The following is a 22,843-nucleotide window of genomic DNA, read 5'->3' on the forward strand; positions in this document are numbered from 1 at the left end:
CTATAATGTTGGCCGTCCAACGCTGTAGTACATCATTTAGGCCGTCCTAAAGATGAAGAGGGATTAATCCAGTTATTTTTGCGTACTGACTTGGGTCATACGCGGAATTTTCGGTAGGTTTTCCATCGCTGGGTCGAGCTCGTCTTCCTGCGCATGTACCAAGAAATCCACCCGTTCGCGCAGTTGTTTAAATTCAGGACTCAGCATGAGTTCAGGATTACGAGGACGGGGTAAATCGACCTCAATTATTTCTTTAATTTCACCAGGATTGGCTTTGAGCGCCACAATACGATCCGCCAATAGAATCGCTTCATCCATGTCGTGGGTCACAAAAATGATGGTGATATCAATGTTTTGCCAAAGATCCATTAAATGTTTTTGCATTTTTTGACGGGTATGCGGGTCAAGCGCGCCAAATGGCTCATCCATCAATAATATTTTGGGTTCATTGACCAATGCGCGGGCAATGGCAACGCGCTGTTTCATCCCACCAGAAAGCTCATGCGGGTACTGATCTTGGTATTTTTCTAGACCAATAATATCAATCCATTCGCGGGCGCTGGATTCAGCCGAAGCATTGCTGGCACCTTTCATTAAAGGGCCGAACATCACATTTTCTTTGACGGTTTTCCATGGAAAAAGCGTGTAGCCTTGAAACACCATGCCACGCTCAGGGCTTGGGCCTTCAATGGCTTGGCCATCGACCAGCAATTCACCGCTACTGTAAGGGTCAAGTCCAGCCACAATTCGGCTCAAGGTCGATTTACCGCAACCCGATGGGCCAATCACGCAGATAAATTCACGTTTATGAATCTTTAAATCCAACTGATTTAAAATAGTGCGTTCAGTTTTGCCGTGCTTAAAACTTTGTGTGAGTTTTTTTGCTTCTAAAATGACAGGTCGCGCATAAATTGCATCGAAATACGTGCTGGAATTAAATTCTGTGCTGTTCATTATTTTGCTCCTGCTTTCCATTTAAATAGACGTTGACCGAGTTTCATGAGCACCACATCACACACCAAGCCAATCACCCCAATGATGAGGATCGCGGCATAAACATTGTCAAAGTTTTGGTAACGCGCTTGTTGAGTAATAAACCATGTGATCCCAGAGGTTGTGCCAATCAGTTCAGATACGATCAGATAAGTCCAAGCCCAGCCCAGCAATACACGTAAGTCGCGGTAAATGTCGGGAAGCGCCGCTGGAATCACCACATGAAATAAGCTTTTTAATTTATTGGTACCTAGCGTAAAACCTGCTTCAATCAGGCCTCGGTCAACCATCCGTGTGGTATTGGCAATAATCAGAATTTGCTGAAACAGCGTACCAATCACAATAATGGCGATTTTAGGTGCATCATTAATGCCTAAAATCGCAACGGCTAATGCACCAAAAGCAGGAGCGGGCAAGTAGCGGAAAAACTCAACAAAGGGTTCGGTCAGTTGTGATATTTTTTGAGAAAAACCGCAAAGAATCCCGAGCGGAATACCGATGAGAGAGGCAATAAAAAAAGCGCTGAACACAATTTTAATACTGTGCCATAAGCTTTGATGAAACCATGGGGCATCAGGTTGGGCAGGTGGAGTTATAAAAGCCGTAACTAATGCTTTTGCTACTTCGTGCGGTGCAGGTAAATAGATTGGATTGACCAGTTTACCTTGAGGTGGTGCTAAACCTGCATTCACTGCAGATTGTGCTTCGGCATAAAACACCGCTTTGTCTACACGGCTATCGACCTGAAAATACGGCACACTGCCAGACTGCGTTATTTGCACCTGTGGATGCCATAAAAATGGCAAATAACTCACTGCACACCAAATGAGCACAGGAATTAAAAATGATCCTAAGCCAAGCAATAGCTTACTTTTTGGACTGAGCTCTCTTGCGACATAACCCATACTGACCAAGCCCCAATATTACTTTTTTAATAAAACGTAATACTATTAAGCAATTTGAATGCCAAACGCTTGTATGCCGTGTTTTATTGACCTTATGCAAAGTTAGATAGGCTATAAACAGCAAAAAGCCTGCAAAAGAAGCAGGCAATATTAGTTTTTTTGATCGATACTGATGCCAAAATGTGCTTTTATGGCGCAACCAATTGCAAAAAAAGTTTTTTCATTCCTTCACTCGCGCCAGCTTTAATCAATTGATACTGCTCAGGTACACGCTGATAATCTGCTTTCGGGTCGATATAAAATGCACGGCAGTTGGCAGGGATTTCGTGAATTAATCCAGCCACAGGATAGACTGCCAGACTTGTGCCAATCACAATAAAAATATCTGCTGTTTGTACACTTACACTGGCATCTTCATAGGCAGGAACTGCTTCGCCAAACCAGACCACATGTGGCCGTAAAGGATAACCCTCAGGGCATTTGTCGCTGTCTAAGTTTAAATCTGCACCTTCAATAAGGAAAAATTCCTGCGTATATTGCGCCTGAGGGCCAGAGCTTTTTGCGTAACGAATATTGCCATGCAGATGCAGTACATTTTGACTGCCTGCACGTTCATGCAGGTCATCAATATTCTGTGTAATAACTTGAACATCAAAAAAATCATCGAGTTCTGCAATCAATTTATGCGCTGCATTTGGCTCTGCGGCTAAAATATGTTTACGGCGTTCATTATAAAAACGCTGTACTAAAGCAGGGTCACGTGCCCAAGCTTCAGGTGTGGCCACATCTTCAATACGATGCTGCTCCCAAAGACCATCACTGTCACGGAAGGTATTGATGCCGCTTTCTGCGCTCATACCAGCACCTGAAAACACCACAATTTTTTGCATAGATTATAGCCTTATATTTTAATTGATGCGTCCATTAGGTACGGTTACATGTATTGAACGAATAATGCAGCGAATTTACTGTACTCAAAATATAGCGACTACTTCAACTCAGCTGATGCAATTCTTGTAGCACCCAATCGACAAATTTTTGTATTTGCGGTGAACTGTCTTGACTCGAGTGGACCAAATAATACTTTCTGCTACCGTGCAGTTTTTTATTTGATGCAATCACCAATTCTTTTTTTCTCAGTTCAGCTTCAATCAGCATTTGTGGAATCAGTGCCATTCCCATGCCATGACTGGCTGCAACAGAAAGCATAGAAAATAATTCATGCCTCTGCCCATCGAAAGGCTTGGGATGCTGAATTTGATGGGCTTGAAACCATTCTTGCCAAATACTTGGACGTGTTGTTTGCTGTAATAAGGGTAATCGAAGCAATTCTTCATCACTTAAATTAAAACTATGATCATCCGTCATTTCCGCATGGGGAAAATTGTTTTCAATCAATTTGGGAGAACAAACGGGAACCACTTCTTCATCCATTAAATAATGCGCTTGAATGCCAGGCCAATGCTCAATTTGCTGTTGCGTTCCTGCAAAAATAGCTGCGTCAAAGACATTTTCATTAAACAAAAAAGGTTTGGTACTGGTTTCCAAATGCACGGTAATTTCAGGATGCTGTGCATTTAAATTATTTAATTTTGGCAACAGCCAACGTGTGGCAAAGGTTGGCACAACGCCCAGCTTTAAAGTACCGCCTAAGCCTTTGTGCGTCATGATATCAGAGGTGCTTTTTTCGATGCCTTGCAAAAAGGGTTTAATACTTTTTGCATATTGTTTGCCTGCTTCTGTGAGATCGACACCGTGACGCGTTCGGCTAAATAGCGTGACACCTAGATATTCTTCTAGCTGTTGAATTTGGCGTGACACAGCACTTTGAGTAATAAATAACTCTTGAGAAGCATGCGTATAACTTGCGTGTTTTGCAGCAGATTCAAAGCAAATTAAGCTTTGCAATGATGGAATATTACGCCGCATAGATAAAGTCCTTTTTATCGAGAGGTATCACAAAATGGCATATAAGAATGATTTTCATATACCACTATAGTCTATAAATAAAGCAATCCATCGCTTAAATCAGTGGCTAAAGTGCTTAACACGCTGTGAACAAAGCTCAGGTATGCGAAAGGCGCATATCTACATGCAAAATAATCGTTTGAATGAATCACTTTTCACACATAGCATCGAATAAAACAAAGAAAGCCCGAAAAAGCAGAGGATGCGATGAATCAAATGGTCAATGTAAAAAAACCAAAAGTACAATTTAACTGGCAAGATCCGTTTCTTTTGGAACAGCAATTAACTGAAGAAGAACGCATGATTCGCGATACTGCGCATGCATACTGTCAAGAGCGTTTACAGCCACGTGTACTCGAACAATTCCGCCATGAAAAAACCGATGCATCTATTTTCCGAGAAATGGGCGAACTTGGCTTACTTGGCCCAACGATTCCAGAGCAATACGGCGGCGCAGGTCTAAACTATGTTAGCTACGGTCTAGTTGCGCGTGAAATTGAATATGTGGATTCTGGCTACCGCTCAATGGCCAGCGTTCAAAGTTCTTTGGTGATGGTGCCCATTAATGAATTTGGCTCTGAAGCGCAAAAACAGAAATACCTACCAAAGCTGGCAACAGGCGAATACATTGGCTGTTTTGGTTTAACTGAACCAGATCATGGCTCTGACCCAGGTAGCATGATTACTCGTGCAAAAAAAGTCGAAGGTGGCTATCGTCTCACGGGTGCAAAAATGTGGATTACCAACAGCCCAATTGCCGACGTGTTTGTTGTTTGGGCGAAAGAAGTATCGCCTGAAGGTAATGTTGGTGACATTCGTGGTTTTATTTTAGAAAAAGGCTGGGAAGGTCTATCTGCTCCTGCAATTCACGGTAAAGTTGGCTTACGTGCATCGATTACCGGTGAAATTGTGATGGACAATGTCTTTGTCCCTGAAGAGAATGCTTTTCCAGAAGTACGTGGTTTAAAAGGTCCATTTACCTGTCTAAATAGTGCTCGTTATGGTATCGCTTGGGGCGCAATGGGCGCCGCAGAATTCTGCTGGCATACAGCGCACCAATATACTATGGACCGTAAACAGTTTGGCCGACCTTTAGCTGCGAATCAGTTGATTCAAAAGAAATTGGCGGATATGCAAACTGAGATTGCCTTGGGTCTACAAGCTGCGCTTCGATTTGGACGTATGAAAGATGAAGGCATTGCTGCTGTAGAAGGCACATCACTCATTAAACGTAACAACTGTGGCAAGGCTTTAGATATTGCCCGTGTTGCGCGTGACATGATGGGTGGTAACGGCATTTCTGATGAGTTTGGTATTGCCCGCCATCTGGTCAATCTCGAAGTCGTCAACACGTATGAAGGAACGCATGATGTACATGCACTGATCTTAGGTCGTGCGCAAACAGGCATCGCGGCTTTTAGTAACTAATTGAATTCAATATCAATAGGGCGCTCTGCATAGAGTGCCTTAGAGACTTTTTATGCAAAAATAAACTTAATCAATAAAGGATTCATCGTGAAACACTCTTGTAACTCTGTGCAATAGCCTGAGCAGTGATGAAATAAAAAGAATAAAAAAGGCAAATGTACAGACATAGGAATGCCGATGACTCATTTGGGAAAATGAGGAACAAGGAAATGAATAACGAAATGCAAAACGGAGCAGGAACGCTCAAATTGCCTTCTAACGTGGGCACGATGCATCGGATTACCAGCAACACTTGGAAAATGGCTTTTATTTTTGCCTTTATTTCCTTGGTGATTGATGGTGTAGACATCATGTTGCTGTCATTCAGTCTCACCAGTTTAAAGGCTGAATTTGGTTTAAGTACATTTCAAGCAGGTATGCTTGGTAGCTCTTCTTTAGCAGGGATGGCGCTGGGTGGTATTTCGGGTGGATGGGCGTGCGATAAATTCGGCCGTGTGAAAACCATTGCTTGGTCGGTCGTATTTTTCTCGATCATGACCTGTATCTTAGGCTTTACCCAAAGCTATGAACAATTTTTAATTTTACGTTTTATTGGCGCTTTTGGACTGGGTTCTCTTTACATGGCGTGTAATACGCTGATGGCAGAATATGTGCCAACCAAATATCGCACAACGGTACTTGGGACTTTGCAAACCGGTCAAACCGTGGGTTATATCGTTGCAACGCTGATGGCGGGTGCCATTATTCCAGATCACGGCTGGCGCATGCTATTTTATGTCACCATTATTCCTGCTGCTTTTGCCCTGATCTTTATGCGTTTTGTTCCTGAACCAAAATCTTGGCAGGAAGCAAAAATTGAGCAGATAAAACGCCGTGAATTAAAGCTTGAACCTGTACAGCAGCAAGCTGCAGCCAAGCAAAACGCACCTTCTGAAAGCATTTATAAACGTATTTTTGGACATACCAATCATCGTAAAATGTTCTTCTTTTGGATGTCGACCGCTGCATTTCTACAATTCGGTTATTACGGTGTCAACAACTGGATGCCAACGTATTTAGAAACTGAACTCAGCATGAACTTTAAAGCCATGACTGGCTATATGGTAGGTGCATATACCGCCATGATTTTGGGTAAAATTTTAGCCGGCTATGCCGCTGACAAATTTGGACGTCGTATTACCTTTGTGTTTGGTACGGTAGCTACGGCAGCATTCTTACCGATCATCATTTTCTATAACACACCAACCAACATCGCCTATTTACTCGTAACTTTCGGTTTCCTATACGGTATTCCATACGGTGTAAATGCAACGTATATGGCAGAAAGTTTCTCTACGGATGTACGCGGTACGGCTATTGGCGGTGCTTACAATATGGGACGTTTAGGCGCAGCCATAGCACCAGCAACCATTGGTATGATTGCCGCTGGCGGATCATTCACCATGGCCTTTATTGTAATGGGTGCTGCGTACTTTATTGCAGGTGTTATTCCGGGCTTATTCATTCGTGAACGTCAATATGATCCCCAGCAAGCATCACTTTCTTCAGATGCGGAAAAAGAAAAACTGGCAAGTGTAGAAACATATGTTGATGATGCAGAACAAAAAGCATCTGAAAAAACTGCAACAGTAAAATAAATAAAAAGACCTGTGCCATAGCTCAATACTATGGCACATCTGGAGTGAACTATGGGTGCATTAAAAGGAATTCGTGTATTGGACTTAAGCCGTGTTTTGGCAGGTCCTTGGTGCGGTCAAATTTTGGCTGATTTAGGTGCAGAGGTAATCAAAATTGAGCGTCCAAAAGTGGGTGATGATACCCGTACGTGGGGACCACCTTGGATGCCAAATCAGCAAGGTCAAGCGACGAGAGAATCAGGCTATTACCAATGTGCGAACCGTAATAAATATTCTGTAGCCATTGATATCGCCAGTGAAGAAGGGCAAGCCCTAGTCCGTGAAATTGCCCAGACGGCAGATGTCGTGATTGAAAACTACAAAGCAGGTTCACTTGCAAAATATGGTTTGGATTATGCATCGCTCAGTGCACTAAATCCCAATATCGTATATTGCTCAATTACAGGTTTTGGTCAGGATGGTCCACGTGCGGAAGAACCAGGCTATGACTTTATTATTCAAGGTATTTCCGGTTTGATGAGTATTACTGGTGAATCTGATGATGTAATCGGTGGTGGCGCACAAAAGGTGGGAGTCGCTGTGGTCGACATTCAGACCGGACTGTACTCAACGATTGCAATTCAGGCGGCATTGTTAGCACGGCAACATACTGGACGTGGTCAATATATTGATATGTCATTACTCGATGTACAGGTGGCGGCTTTGGCCAATCAAGGTATGAACTATTTGACCTCGGGTAAAGCACCCAAGCGTATGGGAAATAATCACCCGAATATTGTGCCGTATCAAACCTTTAAAGCCAAAGATAAGGAATTTATTATTGCCTGTGGTAATGATAAGCAATTTAAAGACTTGTGTATTGCGATTGGCTATACAGAACTGTTAGATCAACCAAACTATTTACGTAATCAAGATCGAGTGAAGCACCGTGAAGAATTAATTCCATTATTGAGTGCCTATTTTCTGACTCAAGATGCTCAAGTTTGGGTCGATGCGATTCATGCGGTAAAAGTGCCTGTGGGTGTAATCAACTCTGTAGAAGACGCATTAAATGAACCGCAAATTCAACATCGTCAAATGGTGGTGAATATTCCACATGCTTTAAATCATGATTTTAAAGTGATTGGATCACCGATGAAATTATCTGATACGCCTGTAGAATACCGTCATGCACCGCCGCAGTTAGGGCAGCACACAATCGAAATTTTGTCCCAATTTAAAACTGAAGCTGAATTAAATGAATTGGCTGCACAAGGTATCATTGATCAACTCAATCATCCTGCAGCTTAAAATTTCATGGGATTATTCTTCAAACTATTCTTCAATATATGGGCTTAAACGCCTATGTGGAATGAGTGGAGTTAAAAGTTTAGACCGAAGGACTCCAATACTTCGGTCTTTTTCAATATCAATATTCATTTACGGAGTGCTTTTAATGTTAATTTTCTAGATAAAGTATAATTATTCATCAAAGCTTGGGCCTGCAATACGGTCTTTATTTTTTTGTATGAAAGAGATGTCCATACTTTTGCGCCTTGATATTTTTTCTTAAAGCTATAACATTCAAATTCTGGATTATACACAAACCAATTTCCGCAATGCTGCACGCAATAAGCATTTATATGCCTATTTTTCAAGTCTACTAATTGCACAGCAAGATCATCGATACCACCTCCATTGATGAGAGTATATGTCTTTATATCCTTTATACGCTGAGTTTTAACATCTGCATAAGAAATCGTAGAACTAAAGCCAATGATTAAACTAAAAAGTAATATTGATCCGTTTTTTATATAGATGAACCATTCTTCTAATTGTCCATTTATTTTAAGAACGGACATTAAATCAAAGCCTTCAAACGAAATAAAGCCCTGCACAATGGCAAGGCTCTATTTTAATAACATTACATTGAATTTGTTCAGCTGCATATTATTGCTGTATAAAATTCTGCAAAGCCTGATTAAATGCATCTGGCTGTTCAATGTTTGAAATATGCGATGCATTAATTTCAAATAATTGGCTATTTGCAATGTGTTCTTGCATAAATTGACCATCTGCAACTGTAGTTACGGGGTCTTGTTGACCTGCAATAATTAATACAGGTACGTGAATAGACGAGATTTCATTGCGTAAATCCGCTTTAGCCAAAGCTTCACAACAACTTGCATAACCTTCTGGGCTGCCAGCTCCGAGGTCGTTACTCAAAGATTGTACAGTTGCCGTGTTACTTTGGATAAAGGGTTCTGTAAACCATCGTGATGCTGCCGTTTCTGCAATTGGTTTCAGACCTTGTTGACGGACTAACTGTGCACGTTCATTCCAAGCTGATTCTTGCCCAATTTTTGCAGCGGTATTGCATACAATGACATGGTTAAAGCGTTCAGGATGATGTATTGCAAGCCATTGACCTGTTAAACCACCCATCGATATTCCACAAAATGTGGCCTGTTGAATATTTAAATGATCCAATAAATGGATGACATCTGTACCCAATTGATCAAGGCTATAAGGCCCTTGAGGGGCAGAAGATGCACCATGACCACGTGTATCATAACAAATGACAAAATAATCCTGCTGCAGCGACTCTATCTGAGGCTGCCACATGCTGAACTTTGTGCCTAAAGAATTAGAAAAGACAATCGCAGGTTTGTTGGTATCACCAAAAGTTGCGTAATTAATCAAAGCATCATTGGATATAAATGTAGGCATATTTTGAATCCTTAATTTTATAAATCTCCTAAATCCCCCTATCAGAAGGAGGACTTTTATTGAGGATTAAACACGTTCAATAATCAAAGCGATGCCTTGACCGACACCAATGCACATCGAACAGAGGGCATATTGACCTGAAATTTCCTCAAGCTGATTTAACGCAGTCATAACTAAACGGGCTCCAGATGCACCTAAAGGATGCCCCAAAGCAATAGCGCCACCGTTTGGATTGACATGTTTAGCACCATCTTCCAAACCTAGTTCACGGGTAACAGCTAAGGCTTGAGCCGCAAAAGCTTCATTCAGCTCGATAACATCCATTTGTTCAAGGCTTAGACCTGTTTGAGCTAACAACTTTTTTATGGCAGGCGCAGGACCAAAGCCCATGATTTTGGGTTCAACACCCACCACCGTTGCTGCAATAATTTTGGCCCGTGGCTTCAACTTATATTTGTTGACAGCATCATCTGAAGCAATCAGCAGTGCAGCTGCACCATCATTGATCCCTGAAGCGTTGCCCGCAGTTACCGTACCATCTACTTTCACCACAGGTTTGAGTTTTGCCAAGCCTTCTGCTGTCGTCGATGCGCGTGGATGCTCATCTGTATCGACTATCAGTGGGTCGCCTTTACGCTGTGGAATGACGACAGGGATGATTTCTTTCTCAAAAAAACCATTGGTCTGTGCAGCGGCTGTACGGCGCTGACTTTCTAAGGCAAAAGCATCTTGATCAGCACGGTTAATGTTGAATTGTTCTGCCACATTTTCAGCAGTTTGAGGCATGGTTTCTACGCCATACATTTGTTTGAGTATTGGATTGATAAAACGCCAGCCCATGGTGGTGTCTTCAATCTTTTGGCTGCGTCCATAAGCACTTTCCGATTTACCCATAACAAAGGGCGCACGGGACATACTTTCAACACCGCCAGCAATAATTAAGTCTGCTTCATTTGCTTTAATTGCACGGGCTGCCGTCGCAATTGCATCAAGTGATGAACCACAAAGTCGGTTCACAGTTGTAGCAGGAACTTGAAAAGGTACACCTGCGAGTAGCGACGACATTCGTGCAACATTACGGTTATCTTCACCGGCTTGGTTCGCACAGCCGTAAATCACGTCATCAACAGACTCCCAAGCAATACTTGGATTTCGCTGCATCAGTGCCTTGATAGGTAAGGCACCTAGGTCATCGGTACGTACTGCTGCCAAACCGCCCGCATAGCGACCGAAAGGGGTGCGGATTGCATCAATAATATAGGCATTTTTCATTTTATAAATCCTAAAAACTCAGCTCCTCCCTTTTAACGGGAGGTTGGGAGGGATTTACAGGAAGTTAATTTTTTAAATTAATCCTCCCTAAATCCCTCCTTTAATCAAGGAGGGACTTTTTGCTTTATGCTGTCGTATCTATCAGCTTTGCACCGGTCATTGACTGTAATTCGTCAAAGCTCAGACCCTCAACTTTTTCAATCACTTTCATGCCTTCAACTGTTACATCAATCACGCACAAATCTGTGTAAATACGATCGACACATTGCAGGCCTGTCGCAGGGTATGACAATTCAGCGACAATTTTCGGTTCACCTTTTTTGGTCACATGGTCTGTAGTAATAAAGACTTTTTTCGCCCCAACAGCCAAATCCATTGCACCACCTACAGCAGGAATTGCATCTGGCGCACCAGTATGCCAATTTGCTAAGTCACCATTTTGGGCAACCTGAAAAGCGCCTAATACTGCAATATCTAAATGCCCGCCACGCATCATGGCAAAAGAGTCACCATGGTGAAAAAAGCAGCCGCCCGTTTGCATAGTAACAAACTCTTTTCCTGCATTAATTAATTCAGGGTCTTCTTCGCCTTTAGCCGGAGGAGGACCAAAAGCTAAAAGGCCATTTTCTGAATGTAGAAAAACATCTTTGTCTGTTGGTAAATAATTTGAAATTTTAGTGGGTAAGCCAATGCCTAAATTGACATAAGCACCATCTGGAATATCCTGTGCAACACGTTCTGCAATTTGATCACGGGTTAATTTGGTATAGCTCATGGTTCTTTCCTCACGTGATTTATGCAGATTGCTCAAGCTGTGCAGGTTGAACAGCCACGACATGTTGTACAAAAATACCAGGGGTAATAATGTGCTCTGGGTCCAATGCACCAAGTTCAACCACTTCTGAGACTTGAGCAATCGTCACATCTGCCGCCATGGCCATAATGGGGCCAAAGTTACGCGCTGATTTGTTGTAAACCAAGTTGCCCCAGCGGTCGCCCTGATGTGCTTTGATTAAAGCAAAATCAGCTTTAATTGGATTTTCGAGGACAAAATCTTTGCCTTCATAATTGAGTGTAGGTTTGCCTTCTGCCAGCAACGTACCGAAACCAGTTGGTGTATAAATTGGACCCAAACCCATGCCTGCAGCTTGAATACGGCAAGCCAAATTACCTTGCGGTACAAGCTCAAGTTCTATCTTTCCTGCACGGTATAGCTCATCGAACACCCAAGAGTCGGATTGGCGAGGGAAAGAACAGATCATCTTACGGACAGCACCAGCTTTGAGTAATTTAGCCAATCCATAGTCACCATTCCCTGCATTGTTGTTGACGATGATGAGATCTTTGATGCCAAGTTCTATCAATCCACCAATCAGTTCAGCAGGCTGACCAGCCGTACCGAAGCCGCCAATCATAATGGTAGATCCATCCTTAATTTGAGAAAGTGCTTCTGTTAAGGAAGCGGTACTTTTATCAATCATGCTACGATCCTTCATCAAGAACGATAAAACTATTTACCTGACTAACCACTTCAGTCATACAAGGCAGATAATCTTTTATTTCAAATATTTACAAACTTAAAAATGCAGAAAATGGACTCCAATCATGTGCTACACAATTGGAATCCAAACGCATCAGCTGTCATCACTACGAACAGAAGAGGGATGACGATTTAAAGCCATAACTTCAATATTCATATACGGGTAAAGGGGCAATCCTTGTAAAATGTTGTGTAACTCTTCATTGCTTTCAACATCAAAAATACTGATATTTGAATATTGACCAGTAATGCGCCAGATATGGCGCCATTTACCTTGACGTTGTAGATCTTGTGAATATGCCTTTTCTACAGCTTTAATTTCATTGGCTTTTTCGACTGGCATATCTAATGGAATATTGACATCCATGCGTACTTGGAAAAGCATTTCTCACTCCTAGCTAAATGTTATTTGCGACGTAAGTCATCAATTTTGTTTTCATCAATTTCAATCCCTAAACCCGCTGTGGTCGGAATCTTGAGTTCGAAATCTTGATATTGAAGTGGGGTTTTTATAATTTCTTCAGTTAGCAGCAATGGACCAAAAAGCTCTGTGCCATAAGCTAAATTGTCAAATGTAGAAAATGCATGTGCCGATGCAATAGTGCCCACAGGGCCTTCAAGCATGGTTCCACCATATAAATCGATACCCGCAAGTTTGGCGATTTTAGAAACCTCACAGCCTTCGATTAAACCGCCAGACTGTGCAACTTTGACTGCAAAAACAGAAGCAGAATTCTGCCGCGCAAGTTGATATGCCGTTTGCGGACCCATCAGTGATTCATCTGCCATAATGGCTATATCAAAACGACGAGTTAAACGGCGCATCGCGTCAATGTTATCGATCGCACAAGGCTGCTCAATCAGATCAACGCCACCATCTTGTAACAATTGAATGCCTTTAATGGCATCTAGTTCAGACCATGCACGGTTAACATCCACACGGATAGAAATGTCTGAACCTAACGCTTTTTTTATGGCTAATACATGCTCAACATCAGCTTCAACGGGGCGTGAACCGATTTTAAGTTTGAAAATATTGTGTCGTTTTGCCGCAATCATCTTTTGTGCTTCGGCAATGTCTTTTTCCGTATTGCCAGATGCAAGTACCCAAAGAACTGGTAAGCTATCACGTAAGCGACCGCCCAATACTTCACTCAAAGGCTGATTTAAACGCTGCGCTAAAATATCGAGTAGCGCAGTTTGAATGGCACATTTAGCAAAGCGATTGCCGTTAATATTACGTTTAATGGCTTGCATGGTTTGAGCTACATTCAAACCAGTGAGGGTTTTCAGTAAAGGACTAAAATAAGTTTCAATATTGGTACGAATGCTTTCAGGGCTTTCTTCACCATAGCCTAGACCACCAATCGTCGTCGCTTCACCCCAACCGATATAACCATCTTCGGTGGTGATTTTAATCAAAACAAGGGTTTGCGTTTGCATGGTTGCAACAGCCATCTTGTGCGGACGGATTGTTGGGATTTCCACGAGCAGGGTTTCAATCGACTTATACATCTTGCATATTTCTTATCTATCCAACTATTTATATACCCTAATTTAATGTAATATCTTTAACTAGAGCGATTTTGGTATTTTTAGATACTTAAAAGGTATATAAATGGAATTAAGGCACTTACGTTACTTTGTCACCGTGGTTGAAGAGCAAAGTATTACCAAGGCAGCAGAAAAATTATGTATTGCTCAGCCACCTTTGAGCCGCCAAATTCAAAAACTTGAAGAAGAGCTGGGGATTACGTTGTTTGAGCGTGGTTCTAGACCCGTGAAAACCACAGAAGCAGGTATGTTCTTTTATGAGCATGCTGTGCAGATATTGACGCATACCGCCCAGGCCACAACCATGGCACAGCGGATTAATGCCGTCGATAAAACTGTCCGCATTGGTTATGTCAGTTCGCTTTTATACGCATTATTGCCACAAATTATTTATTTATTTCGACAACGTAACCCAGATATTCATGTTGAACTCATAGAATGTGGTACACGCGATCAGATTGAAGCCTTAAAAACCGGTCGAATCGATATTGGTTTTGGACGACTGCGATTAACAGATCCGTCTATTAAACGTATTTTATTAAGAAAAGAAGCGCTACGTTTAGCTATACATAAAAATCATCATTTGGCTGAATTTAAAGACAAAGGCATTTATCTTTCTCAAATTTTAGATGAACCAATTTTTGCCTACCCTACGACACCTAAACCGAATTTTTCCACCCTCATCCAATCCATTTTTACCGAATTAGGACTTGTACCTAAACATTTAACCGAAGTGCGTGAAATTCATATGGCTTTGGGCTTGGTGGCGTCGGGAGAGGGCATTTCTCTGATCCCTGAAAGTGCCAGTGATATTGGCATGAAAAATTTGATGTATATCCCAATCTTAGATTTGGAAGCCTATAGTCCAATCTCTTTGTCGGTGCGCAATATGGATCATAGTAATTACATTCCAAAGATACTGGATTGCATTCGTGAAGTCTTTGTTGAAGAAAATATCGATCTGCGCGCCATCGATGCAGATGCATAACTAAGTCAAGGTTTCATGGTCGATGTAACACAAGATCCACTATTCAGATGATAGGGTCTTATGGAATATCAATCACTTCAGCCCAAAGCATCCTGATAAATACAAGACTGAGCTATTTCAAAAAACTTTTCATCTTCAATATTCAATTGATCATATTGCTGCATTTTTTGAATCATCCATTCAAAATCTGACGTTTGTGGCGCTTGGCTCTTGCCAAAATTTTGAATGATTCTTTTGATCCGATGAAAAGCCTCGACGTGAATCTGCTCAGAACAATCAAAACGGATGATGTGATATTGCTTTAACAAAGAAAATATTTCAGAAAAATGCGTTTGTTGAAGCAGATCGTTTTGGGCTTTTTGGATGGCAAGATGGATTGCGTTTAAGGTATTGGGATGTTTTTCTGCCCAATCATGAGTAAAAGCCAAAACCTTATCTGGTATAGGCTCAATAATATCTTGGCTATTGACGATGATACGACTATAGCCTTGTATTTCAGATTGCGTATTCCACGGCTCTCCGACACAGAATCCATCAATTCGTTGCGTTGATATTGCTTCCACCATATAAGGCGGTGGTAGAGTTGAAAAGGTCTGCGTTTGAGCGAGTTCTGTGTCGGCAAGTGCCAACCATTCTCTTAAAATATAATGATGAATCGAATGCTGAAAAACATGCGCCAACTGAATCTTTTGATTCTGCTTTATCGCAGATATGATTTTCTCTGCTGAATTAATTGGTAGATCTAATGCATGGATATTTAATTCATAGCACAGCTTTTGACTCAAACTAATATAAGCACAATTAGTACTGAGTGTAAGAGAGGTTTGTAAGGGAATGCCGAGATGGTCTTTACCCGTCACAGACGCAGGCAGCATGGCCGATAAGCAATGGGCAGCATCTAAAAAACCAAAAGCTAGACGGTCGCGTAAACTTGCCCAAGACGGTTCTTGAGTCAGTGTGACATTTAACCCTTGTTCAGCAAAATATCCTTGATGTTCTGCCCAGAGCAAAGCAACACAGTCGAGTAAAGGAATATACCCCAATTGAATATCTGTTTTTTCAAGCTTTTGCATGGTTTATTCCTTAAATTGAGACTGTAACAACGCTTGCGCATCAAGCAGCCGACGCGCCATTTCACCCATTGTCATACGGTGACTCATGGCATTTTTTCTCAGCAAATTAAATGCTTGATCTTCGGTTAATCCATGCATTTGTATTAAAAGCACTTTGGCTTTTTCAATATCTTTTCGATCGGCCAATTTGCACTTGGTTTCAGCCAAATCATTCAGCAGTTTTTTATGCTTTTTATATTGTTCAATTGAAATTTCTAAAATGCTATTCAAACGTGCAGGGTCAATACCATCGACAATATAAGCCGTGACACCTGCATCAATCGCGCTTCGGATGATTTCGAGACTCGAATTTTTAGTGAACAGAACAGTCGGTAAGTCAAATTGACTGACACAGCTTTCAATGACATCGCGATGCGGATGATCCATATCCAATAAAATCACATCTGCCTGAATATTTTGCAGATATGACATATTTAAATGATCAATCATGAAACTGGCGACCACATCAAAGTCATGCTGAATTAACGAGGCTTGAATAAATTCAGCGCGTTCTTGATCATCATCAATTAGGGCTATTTTTAGTTTTGGCATGCAAACGCTCAGACAGAGCCAAACAAATACGTATTGAGCTTGCTAAGCAAATTAGATGCCAAATCTAAAGGCAATACAAAATTTAAATCAGCTTCTAAGTTTGAGCATAGTTATGTGCGCATTTTCAAATTGAACCATTTCCGTGCACTGATCTTGTGCAGGACTGAACCACGCTTGAACATTTAGCTGCATCTCTATAGGCACATTGACTATCTATTTACCTTAATTCGCTTAATTTCTGACAGTTCGGCGTTCAAAGCCGCTATGTAAAGATGAATTGACGTCGAAAATAAAAACTTGGCATGGCTCGTGCTTAATACTTGTTGAGTCAATGAAGACTCTAAAAATTTGTTAGACGGCCAACGACGTCCGTTCTGATCGACTCTGTTATGTGTTAGCGACATAACCGAGTAATTCATGCGTTCAGTTCAGTCAGGAGAAGGTTATGTCTTCAAATTTAAATGCCAAAAAAGCCACAAAAATAAGTCTATTTAATTTTTCTTCAGCAGCAATGCGGGCCTTCCACATGAGTTGGCTCGCATTCTTTGTTTGCTTCTTTGCATGGTTTGCCTGTGCGCCGTTGATGCCAGTGATTGCAGGCGAATTTCACCTGACTAAAGATCAAATTGCCAATATTAATATTGCCGCGGTTGCAATCACGATTTTAGTCCGCCTGATTGTCGGCCCTTTGTGTGATAAATATGGCCCGCGTAAGACCTACACAGCATTATTAATTGTCGGCAGCATCCCAGTCTTTGGGGTTGCATCTGCGAATAGCTATGAATCTTTTCTTTTCTTCCGCTTGCTGATCGGTGCGATCGGCGCAAGCTTTGTCATCACGCAATACCACACTAGCATTATGTTTGCGCCTAATGTGGTGGGTACAGCCAATGCGGCAACCGCAGGCTGGGGTAATGCAGGCGGCGGTGCAACTCAAGCCCTCATGCCTTTATTGCTTAGCGCACTCGTTATGTTTGGTGTAGAGCAAGCGATGGGCTGGCGCATAGCGTTAATCGTTCCTGGTGTAATGATGCTGATCGTAGGCGCGCTGTATTGGAAATTTACCCAAGACTGCCCGCAAGGCAACTTTAAAGAACTGCGTGAACAAGGCGTTGCAGTCGGTTCAGATAAAAAAGGCGGTGTAGCCATTCTCATGCACGCTGCACGTAACTATCGCGTATGGATTTTATTTGGCGCTTATGCAGCTTGCTTTGGTATAGAAATCTTTATTCACAACATTATTGCGCTGTATTACGTCGACAACTTCCAATTTGGATTAAAAGAAGCGGGTATGGCAGCAGGGATCTTCGGTCTATTGGCACTGTTTGCCCGCGCGCTCGGCGGCATTGTTTCAGACAAAGTCGCGACTACCAAAGGCTTGGATGGCCGTACCAAAGTTCTCTTTGCGATGATTCTGCTAGAAGGACTGTTTTTAATACTGTTCTCGCAAATGAGCACGCCAATCTTCGCCATTCTTGCCATGACAGTCTTTGCGCTCTTCACCCATATGGCGTGCGGCGCAACCTATGCCTTGGTGCCATTCATTGACCGTGATGCTTTAGGCGGCGTGGCAGGTATTATCGGCGCAGGCGGTAACGTTGGTGCGGTAGCTGCAGGATTCTTGCTTAAAGGCATGTTGGATATTCAAACCACGCTGATGGTGCTTGGCGGTTTGGTGGTGATTGCTGCAAGCTGTGTGCTGATGATCCGCTTCTCTGTAGAGCATAAAGAAAAAGAACAGCGCTTATTTGAACAAGCTGTGAATGAAAGAAATCTAGCTGAAGTTCAAAACTAATACAAATAGCAGCCTAAGCGTATAGAGGCTTAGGCTGTGCAAAAGAAAATATTGCGGAGAAAGAATATGAAAATCATCATGATTGGACATGGCATGGTAGGCCACAAGTTTATTGAATCTGTACTGGAACACGCAGGTGATGATGTTGAATTAACCATTTTAGCTGAAGAGCCGCGTCTAGCTTACGACCGTGTGCACTTAACTGAATATTTCAGCGGAAAATCTGCAAAAGACTTAACCCTATGCCGCAGCGACTTTGCTGATGCATACGGTATAGATTTACGCCTGAGCACCAAAGCGGTTGAAATTGATCAGCGTAATAAAACGGTCACGACCAATCACGGTGATATTCTTTCTTTTGACAAGCTGGTGCTCGCAACAGGTTCATATGCATTTGTGCCGCCAATTCCAGGCAATGAGCGTGAAAACTGCTTTGTGTACCGTACCATTGAAGACTTGGATGCCATCCGTGCCGCAAGCTTCAATGCTAAAACAGGTGTGGTGATCGGCGGCGGTTTATTGGGTTTAGAAGCAGCAAAAGCGCTGCGTGATTTAAACTTAGAAACCCATGTTGTTGAATTTGCACCACGCTTAATGGCAGTTCAGATTGATGATCTAGGCGGTAAAGTTTTACGCTCGAAAATTGAAAATCTAGGTGTTAAAGTCCATACGCAAAAAGCAACATCTTGCATTGAAGACGGTGCAAATGCGAAGCATGTAATGAAGTTTGGTGATGGTTCTGAACTGGAAACCGACATCATCTTATTCTCTGCAGGTATCCGCCCACGCGATGAATTAGCGCGCCAAAGCGGTTTAGCCATTGGTGAGCGTGGCGGAATTGCGATTAATGACTATTGCCAAACTTCAAACCCTGACATTTATGCCATTGGTGAATGTGCGCTTTGGCAAAATAAAATTTATGGCCTGGTTGCGCCGGGCTATGACATGGCGCGTATTGCAGCAAAGCATGTGATGGAACAAAACTGCACGCTTTTCGCTGGTGCAGATATGAGCACCAAGCTGAAACTGATGGGTGTTGATGTTGCATCTGTTGGCGATGCGCATGCAATGACACCAAATTCTTTAAGCTATTTCTATGCAGATGAAGCAGCTCAGGTTTATAAAAAAATTGTCGTGAATGCAGAGAAAACTAAGCTGCTAGGTGCAGTATTGGTGGGCTGTGCTAAAGAATACAATGACCTGCTGCAAATGATGCTGAATGGCTTAGAAGTTCCAGAAAGCCCAGAAAGCCTAATCATGCCTGGTTATGCACAATCTGCAGGTAAATCGGGCGGAAGCGGTGTCGATCTGCTGCCAGACAGCGCAACGATTTGTTCATGTAACAACGTCTCTAAAGCAGATATTTGTTCAGCCATTGCAGACGGATCGACCTCTTTAGGCGCATTGAAAAAATGTACTAAAGCTGCAACAGCTTGCGGCGGCTGTGCGCCATTAGTCACTCAAGTACTTAAATCGGAGCTTCAGCGTCAAGGTGTAACTGTAAATAACCATTTATGTGAACACTTTGCTTATTCACGCCAAGAGCTCTATCACTTGGTACGTGTGAACGAAATCAAAACCTTTGATGACCTGATTCAACAGCATGGCCATGGTTTAGGCTGTGATATCTGTAAACCGACGGCAGCCAATATCCTAGCGTCATGCTGGAATGACTTTGTACTTAAACCAAGCCATGCGGGCTTGCAAGACAGTAATGACTACTACCTCGGCAATATTCAAAAAGACGGTTCATATTCAGTAGTACCTCGTATGGCTGGCGGTGAAGTTACTCCGGACGGATTAATTGCCGTGGGTCAAATTGCCAAAGAATATGGTCTATATACCAAACTTACAGGCGGTCAGCGTGTTGATATGTTTGGTGCACAAGTGCATCAACTGCCTGAAATCTGGGAAAAATTGATTGCTGCTGGTTTTGAGTCTGGCCATGCCTACGGCAAATCACTGCGTACGGTGAAATCTTGTGTCGGCAGTACTTGGTGCCGTTATGGCGTGGACGATTCAGTCGGCTTGGCGATTTATTTAGAGAACCGCTACAAAGGCCTTCGCTCACCGCACAAACTGAAAATGGCTGTGTCGGGCTGTACCCGTGAATGTGCTGAGGCGCAAAGTAAAGATGTGGGCGTGATTGCGACAGAAAAGGGCTGGAACCTTTATGTATGCGGCAATGGCGGTATGAAGCCACGTCACGCAGAGCTTTTGGCATCAGACTTAGATACGCAAACATTGATCAAATACATTGACCGTTTCTTTATGTTCTACATTCAAACAGCAGACCGTTTGCAGCGTACTTCTGTGTGGCGCGACAACATGGAAGGCGGTTTAGATTACCTGAAAGATGTCGTTGTGAATGATTCGCTTGGCGTAGCGGGTGAACTTGAACGCCGTATGAGCCATGTTGTGGGTACATATCAAGATGAATGGCGTACTGCTGTAGAAGATCCTGAAGTACGTAAACGCTTTGTGACTTTCGTGAATGCAAAAGCAGAACAGCAAAATGATCCGCATATTCAGTTTGCATCCGTTCGCGGTCAAATCAGACCCAAAACAGAAGCTGAACGCGATTCGTCACGCATTCCAGTGGTTGAAGCTTAAGAGAATAACGAATTTAAAACTTCTTTTATTTGATTTACATCCTTATTCGGTTTCTCGTTAAAGCGGAAACGAAAGATGGTGAACTAAAAGAAGTTTAAAAAAGGATGAAGAATATGACAATTTTAAAAGAAATGAATGATTTAGACTGGTTTGATGTTTGTGCATTAGATGATATTACGCCAAATACAGGTATGGGCGCACTGATTGAAAATCAGCAAATTGCGATATTCCGTGTCGGTGAAGAAAAGCGGGTTTATGCACTGAGCAATCAAGACCCATTTAGCCAAGCCTATGTTATGTCCCGCGGTATTATTGGTGACTTGCAGGGTGAACGTGTTGTTGCATCACCCATTTATAAACAGCATTTCAGCCTTGCTACTGGACGCTGCTTAGAAGATAAAGACCAAAAACTGTTGGTTTTTCCAAGCAAAATTGAAAATGGCCGTGTGCTGATTAGTCCAACTGCTCAAAAAACCTATATTACCAATAACGCGCCATCGTCTGAGTTGATGAAACTTGTTTTGGTCGGCAATGGCTTAGCAGGTATGCGTTGCTTAGAAGATCTGCTGGATATGGCGCCAGAGCGTTATGAAATTACAGTCATAGGCGAAGAACCTTGGGGTAATTACAACCGAATTATGCTTTCACCTGTGCTTTCAGGTGATAAAACCATTGAAGATATCATGCTGCATTCACATGCTTGGTATAAAGACAAAAATATCCGTTTTGTAGCAGGTGATGCGGCGGTACGCATAGACCGTCCGCGCAAGCAGGTATACACAGAAAAAGGCTTGGTCATCGATTATGACCGTCTGATTTTAGCGACAGGTTCTAAGCCATTTATTCCGCCTATACCGGGAACTGACTTAAAAGGTGTTCTCAGCTTCCGTGATATTTATGATGTAAACCGCATGCTGGATTACTGTAAATCTAAGCAAAATGCAGTGGTGATTGGCGGCGGTTTACTTGGCCTAGAGGCTGCGTATGGCCTGAAACAGCGTGGCATGAATGTCACAGTACTGCATTTGATGGATCGTATTATGGACCGTCAGTTAGATGAAAAAGCCAGCTTAATGCTCAATCATGCGATTGAACAAAAAGGTATAAAAATCATGACCGCAGCAAATACCCAAGAGTTGATGGGTGAAGATGGCCATGTGAAGCAGCTGCGTTTGCAAGACGGTACTGTTTTAGATGCAGATCTTGTGGTTTTTGCGGTGGGTATTCGTCCGAATATTGAGCTTGCGCAAAGTGCAGGACTGCGCTGCGGCCGCGGTGTCATGGTGAATGACACCATGCAAACTTTTGATCCGAGTATTTATGCGGTGGGTGAATGTATTGAACACCGAAGCCAAACCTTTGGTTTAGTTGAACCGCTTTGGGGACAGGCATTCATTTGTGCATCGCATTTGGCCGAACATGGCAGCTTAACCTTCAAAGCGCCTACGGTTCCGACGCAGTTAAAAGTCAGCGGCTGTGATGTTTTTTCTGCAGGCAACTTTGAACCGTTGGATGATTTTGAAGACATTATTTTGAATGATGAAAAACGCCAAATCTATAAACGCATTATTATTCAAAAAGATAGAGTGATTGGTGCTGTGCTGTTTGGCGATACTGAAGACGGGGCATGGTATGCAGAATTGATTTCAGATCAAACTCCAATTTCAAGTATCCGAAACAAATTGCTGTTTGGTAAGGATTTTGCATTAAAGAAAGCAGGGTAACGGAATCGCCCTGATAAAAAAAGATACAAGATTTAAATCGTCATTGGATACGC

At 42.4% G+C, this 22,843-nt stretch carries 20 protein-coding genes; 7 read left to right on the forward strand and 13 right to left on the reverse strand.

Annotation, left to right across the window (positions count from 1 at the left end; translation table 11 throughout):
• Positions 1 to 72: 72 nt before the first annotated feature.
• The 4 genes from AC25JC_RS06370 to AC25JC_RS06385 form a co-directional block, all read right to left on the reverse strand.
• Entirely contained in the window at positions 73 to 954 is an 882-nt protein-coding gene (locus AC25JC_RS06370) for an ABC transporter ATP-binding protein (RefSeq protein WP_486923692.1), read from the reverse strand.
• Positions 954 to 1,898: an ABC transporter permease gene (locus tag AC25JC_RS06375; RefSeq protein WP_168377501.1), complete on the reverse strand. Its 945-nt coding sequence runs from the start codon at positions 1,896 to 1,898 to the stop codon at positions 954 to 956. The genes AC25JC_RS06370 and AC25JC_RS06375 overlap by 1 nt, the downstream gene beginning before the upstream one ends.
• Positions 1,899 to 2,086: 188 nt before the next feature.
• The gene (locus AC25JC_RS06380; protein ID WP_486923693.1) at positions 2,087 to 2,788 is read right to left on the reverse strand and encodes an SIR2 family NAD-dependent protein deacylase; all 702 of its coding nucleotides are present in this window, start codon (positions 2,786 to 2,788) and stop codon (positions 2,087 to 2,089) included.
• A 103-nt stretch (positions 2,789 to 2,891) separates the two neighbouring features.
• Positions 2,892 to 3,827 (reverse strand): LysR substrate-binding domain-containing protein, encoded by a 936-nt coding sequence (locus AC25JC_RS06385; protein WP_233945396.1) that lies wholly within the window; start codon positions 3,825 to 3,827, stop codon positions 2,892 to 2,894.
• 246 nt (positions 3,828 to 4,073) lie between these two features.
• On the opposite strand from AC25JC_RS06385, the gene AC25JC_RS06390 reads away from it, so the two are divergent.
• The 3 genes from AC25JC_RS06390 (at position 4,074) to AC25JC_RS06400 (ending at position 8,221) form a co-directional block, all read left to right on the forward strand.
• Complete coding sequence (locus tag AC25JC_RS06390) at positions 4,074 to 5,294, forward strand: acyl-CoA dehydrogenase (protein WP_486923694.1); 1,221 nt, start codon at positions 4,074 to 4,076, stop codon at positions 5,292 to 5,294.
• A 209-nt stretch (positions 5,295 to 5,503) separates the two neighbouring features.
• A complete protein-coding gene (locus AC25JC_RS06395) occupies positions 5,504 to 6,931 on the forward strand; it encodes an MFS transporter (RefSeq protein WP_486923695.1) in 1,428 nt (475 codons plus the stop codon).
• 51 nt (positions 6,932 to 6,982) lie between these two features.
• Positions 6,983 to 8,221, forward strand: a complete 1,239-nt coding sequence (locus AC25JC_RS06400) for a CaiB/BaiF CoA transferase family protein (protein ID WP_180023661.1) — start codon at positions 6,983 to 6,985, stop codon at positions 8,219 to 8,221.
• Between the two features lie 125 nt (positions 8,222 to 8,346).
• On the opposite strand, the gene AC25JC_RS06405 is transcribed toward AC25JC_RS06400, so the two are convergent.
• From AC25JC_RS06405 to AC25JC_RS06435, 7 genes are all read right to left on the reverse strand, one after another.
• On the reverse strand, positions 8,347 to 8,772 hold the full coding sequence (locus tag AC25JC_RS06405; protein WP_486923696.1) for a hypothetical protein: 426 nt from the start codon (positions 8,770 to 8,772) through the stop codon (positions 8,347 to 8,349).
• Between the two features lie 88 nt (positions 8,773 to 8,860).
• A complete protein-coding gene (pcaD, locus tag AC25JC_RS06410) occupies positions 8,861 to 9,640 on the reverse strand; it encodes a 3-oxoadipate enol-lactonase (RefSeq protein WP_180115620.1) in 780 nt (259 codons plus the stop codon).
• Between the two features lie 66 nt (positions 9,641 to 9,706).
• The gene (pcaF, locus tag AC25JC_RS06415; protein ID WP_486923697.1) at positions 9,707 to 10,912 is read right to left on the reverse strand and encodes a 3-oxoadipyl-CoA thiolase; all 1,206 of its coding nucleotides are present in this window, start codon (positions 10,910 to 10,912) and stop codon (positions 9,707 to 9,709) included.
• Positions 10,913 to 11,036: 124 nt separating this feature from the next.
• Positions 11,037 to 11,687, reverse strand: coding sequence for a 3-oxoacid CoA-transferase subunit B (locus tag AC25JC_RS06420; RefSeq protein ID WP_078193766.1), 651 nt, complete (start codon positions 11,685 to 11,687; stop codon positions 11,037 to 11,039).
• 19 nt (positions 11,688 to 11,706) lie between these two features.
• Positions 11,707 to 12,393, reverse strand: coding sequence for a 3-oxoacid CoA-transferase subunit A (locus AC25JC_RS06425; RefSeq protein ID WP_111884683.1), 687 nt, complete (start codon positions 12,391 to 12,393; stop codon positions 11,707 to 11,709).
• Positions 12,394 to 12,546: 153 nt separating this feature from the next.
• Positions 12,547 to 12,837 (reverse strand): muconolactone Delta-isomerase, encoded by a 291-nt coding sequence (catC, locus tag AC25JC_RS06430; protein WP_078190886.1) that lies wholly within the window; start codon positions 12,835 to 12,837, stop codon positions 12,547 to 12,549.
• 20 nt (positions 12,838 to 12,857) lie between these two features.
• On the reverse strand, positions 12,858 to 13,967 hold the full coding sequence (locus AC25JC_RS06435; protein WP_486923698.1) for a muconate/chloromuconate family cycloisomerase: 1,110 nt from the start codon (positions 13,965 to 13,967) through the stop codon (positions 12,858 to 12,860).
• Positions 13,968 to 14,070: 103 nt separating this feature from the next.
• Here AC25JC_RS06435 and catM point away from each other — a divergent pair, with 103 nt between their 5' ends.
• Positions 14,071 to 14,994, forward strand: a complete 924-nt coding sequence (gene catM, locus AC25JC_RS06440) for a cis,cis-muconate-binding transcription regulator CatM (protein WP_078193763.1) — start codon at positions 14,071 to 14,073, stop codon at positions 14,992 to 14,994.
• A gap of 77 nt (positions 14,995 to 15,071) precedes the next feature.
• On the opposite strand, the gene AC25JC_RS06445 is transcribed toward catM, so the two are convergent.
• Together AC25JC_RS06445 and AC25JC_RS06450 are read right to left on the reverse strand one after the other, a co-directional pair.
• Positions 15,072 to 16,067, reverse strand: coding sequence for an ABC transporter substrate-binding protein (locus AC25JC_RS06445; RefSeq protein ID WP_486923699.1), 996 nt, complete (start codon positions 16,065 to 16,067; stop codon positions 15,072 to 15,074).
• 3 nt (positions 16,068 to 16,070) lie between these two features.
• Positions 16,071 to 16,658, reverse strand: a complete 588-nt coding sequence (locus AC25JC_RS06450) for an ANTAR domain-containing response regulator (RefSeq protein WP_078190882.1) — start codon at positions 16,656 to 16,658, stop codon at positions 16,071 to 16,073.
• Positions 16,659 to 17,103: 445 nt separating this feature from the next.
• On the opposite strand from AC25JC_RS06450, the gene AC25JC_RS06455 reads away from it, so the two are divergent.
• The 3 genes from AC25JC_RS06455 (at position 17,104) to nirD (ending at position 22,790) form a co-directional block, all read left to right on the forward strand.
• Positions 17,104 to 18,453, forward strand: a complete 1,350-nt coding sequence (locus tag AC25JC_RS06455) for an MFS transporter (protein ID WP_111884679.1) — start codon at positions 17,104 to 17,106, stop codon at positions 18,451 to 18,453.
• Positions 18,454 to 18,519: 66 nt separating this feature from the next.
• Positions 18,520 to 21,066, forward strand: coding sequence for a nitrite reductase large subunit NirB (gene nirB, locus AC25JC_RS06460; RefSeq protein WP_486923700.1), 2,547 nt, complete (start codon positions 18,520 to 18,522; stop codon positions 21,064 to 21,066).
• Positions 21,067 to 21,179: 113 nt separating this feature from the next.
• The gene (gene nirD / locus AC25JC_RS06465) at positions 21,180 to 22,790 is read left to right on the forward strand and encodes a nitrite reductase small subunit NirD (RefSeq protein WP_486923701.1); all 1,611 of its coding nucleotides are present in this window, start codon (positions 21,180 to 21,182) and stop codon (positions 22,788 to 22,790) included.
• Positions 22,791 to 22,843 lie beyond the last annotated feature (53 nt).

The sequence above is a fragment of the Acinetobacter sp. P37 genome, assembly GCF_057480965.1.

Bases quoted from the DNA above. Each gene is read 5' to 3' on its own strand.
- AC25JC_RS06370 (WP_486923692.1), bottom strand. From the start codon at position 954: ATGAACAGCACAGAATTTAATTCCAGCACGTATTTCGATGCAATTTAT.
- AC25JC_RS06375 (WP_168377501.1), bottom strand. From the start codon at position 1,898: ATGGGTTATGTCGCAAGAGAGCTCAGTCCAAAAAGTAAGCTATTGCTT.
- AC25JC_RS06380 (WP_486923693.1), bottom strand. From the start codon at position 2,788: ATGCAAAAAATTGTGGTGTTTTCAGGTGCTGGTATGAGCGCAGAAAGC.
- AC25JC_RS06385 (WP_233945396.1), bottom strand. From the start codon at position 3,827: ATGCGGCGTAATATTCCATCATTGCAAAGCTTAATTTGCTTTGAATCT.
- AC25JC_RS06390 (WP_486923694.1), top strand. From the start codon at position 4,074: ATGAATCAAATGGTCAATGTAAAAAAACCAAAAGTACAATTTAACTGG.
- AC25JC_RS06395 (WP_486923695.1), top strand. From the start codon at position 5,504: ATGAATAACGAAATGCAAAACGGAGCAGGAACGCTCAAATTGCCTTCT.
- AC25JC_RS06400 (WP_180023661.1), top strand. From the start codon at position 6,983: ATGGGTGCATTAAAAGGAATTCGTGTATTGGACTTAAGCCGTGTTTTG.
- AC25JC_RS06405 (WP_486923696.1), bottom strand. From the start codon at position 8,772: ATGTCCGTTCTTAAAATAAATGGACAATTAGAAGAATGGTTCATCTAT.
- pcaD (WP_180115620.1), bottom strand. From the start codon at position 9,640: ATGCCTACATTTATATCCAATGATGCTTTGATTAATTACGCAACTTTT.
- pcaF (WP_486923697.1), bottom strand. From the start codon at position 10,912: ATGAAAAATGCCTATATTATTGATGCAATCCGCACCCCTTTCGGTCGC.
- AC25JC_RS06420 (WP_078193766.1), bottom strand. From the start codon at position 11,687: ATGAGCTATACCAAATTAACCCGTGATCAAATTGCAGAACGTGTTGCA.
- AC25JC_RS06425 (WP_111884683.1), bottom strand. From the start codon at position 12,393: ATGATTGATAAAAGTACCGCTTCCTTAACAGAAGCACTTTCTCAAATT.
- catC (WP_078190886.1), bottom strand. From the start codon at position 12,837: ATGCTTTTCCAAGTACGCATGGATGTCAATATTCCATTAGATATGCCA.
- AC25JC_RS06435 (WP_486923698.1), bottom strand. From the start codon at position 13,967: ATGTATAAGTCGATTGAAACCCTGCTCGTGGAAATCCCAACAATCCGT.
- catM (WP_078193763.1), top strand. From the start codon at position 14,071: ATGGAATTAAGGCACTTACGTTACTTTGTCACCGTGGTTGAAGAGCAA.
- AC25JC_RS06445 (WP_486923699.1), bottom strand. From the start codon at position 16,067: ATGCAAAAGCTTGAAAAAACAGATATTCAATTGGGGTATATTCCTTTA.
- AC25JC_RS06450 (WP_078190882.1), bottom strand. From the start codon at position 16,658: ATGCCAAAACTAAAAATAGCCCTAATTGATGATGATCAAGAACGCGCT.
- AC25JC_RS06455 (WP_111884679.1), top strand. From the start codon at position 17,104: ATGTCTTCAAATTTAAATGCCAAAAAAGCCACAAAAATAAGTCTATTT.
- nirB (WP_486923700.1), top strand. From the start codon at position 18,520: ATGAAAATCATCATGATTGGACATGGCATGGTAGGCCACAAGTTTATT.
- nirD (WP_486923701.1), top strand. From the start codon at position 21,180: ATGACAATTTTAAAAGAAATGAATGATTTAGACTGGTTTGATGTTTGT.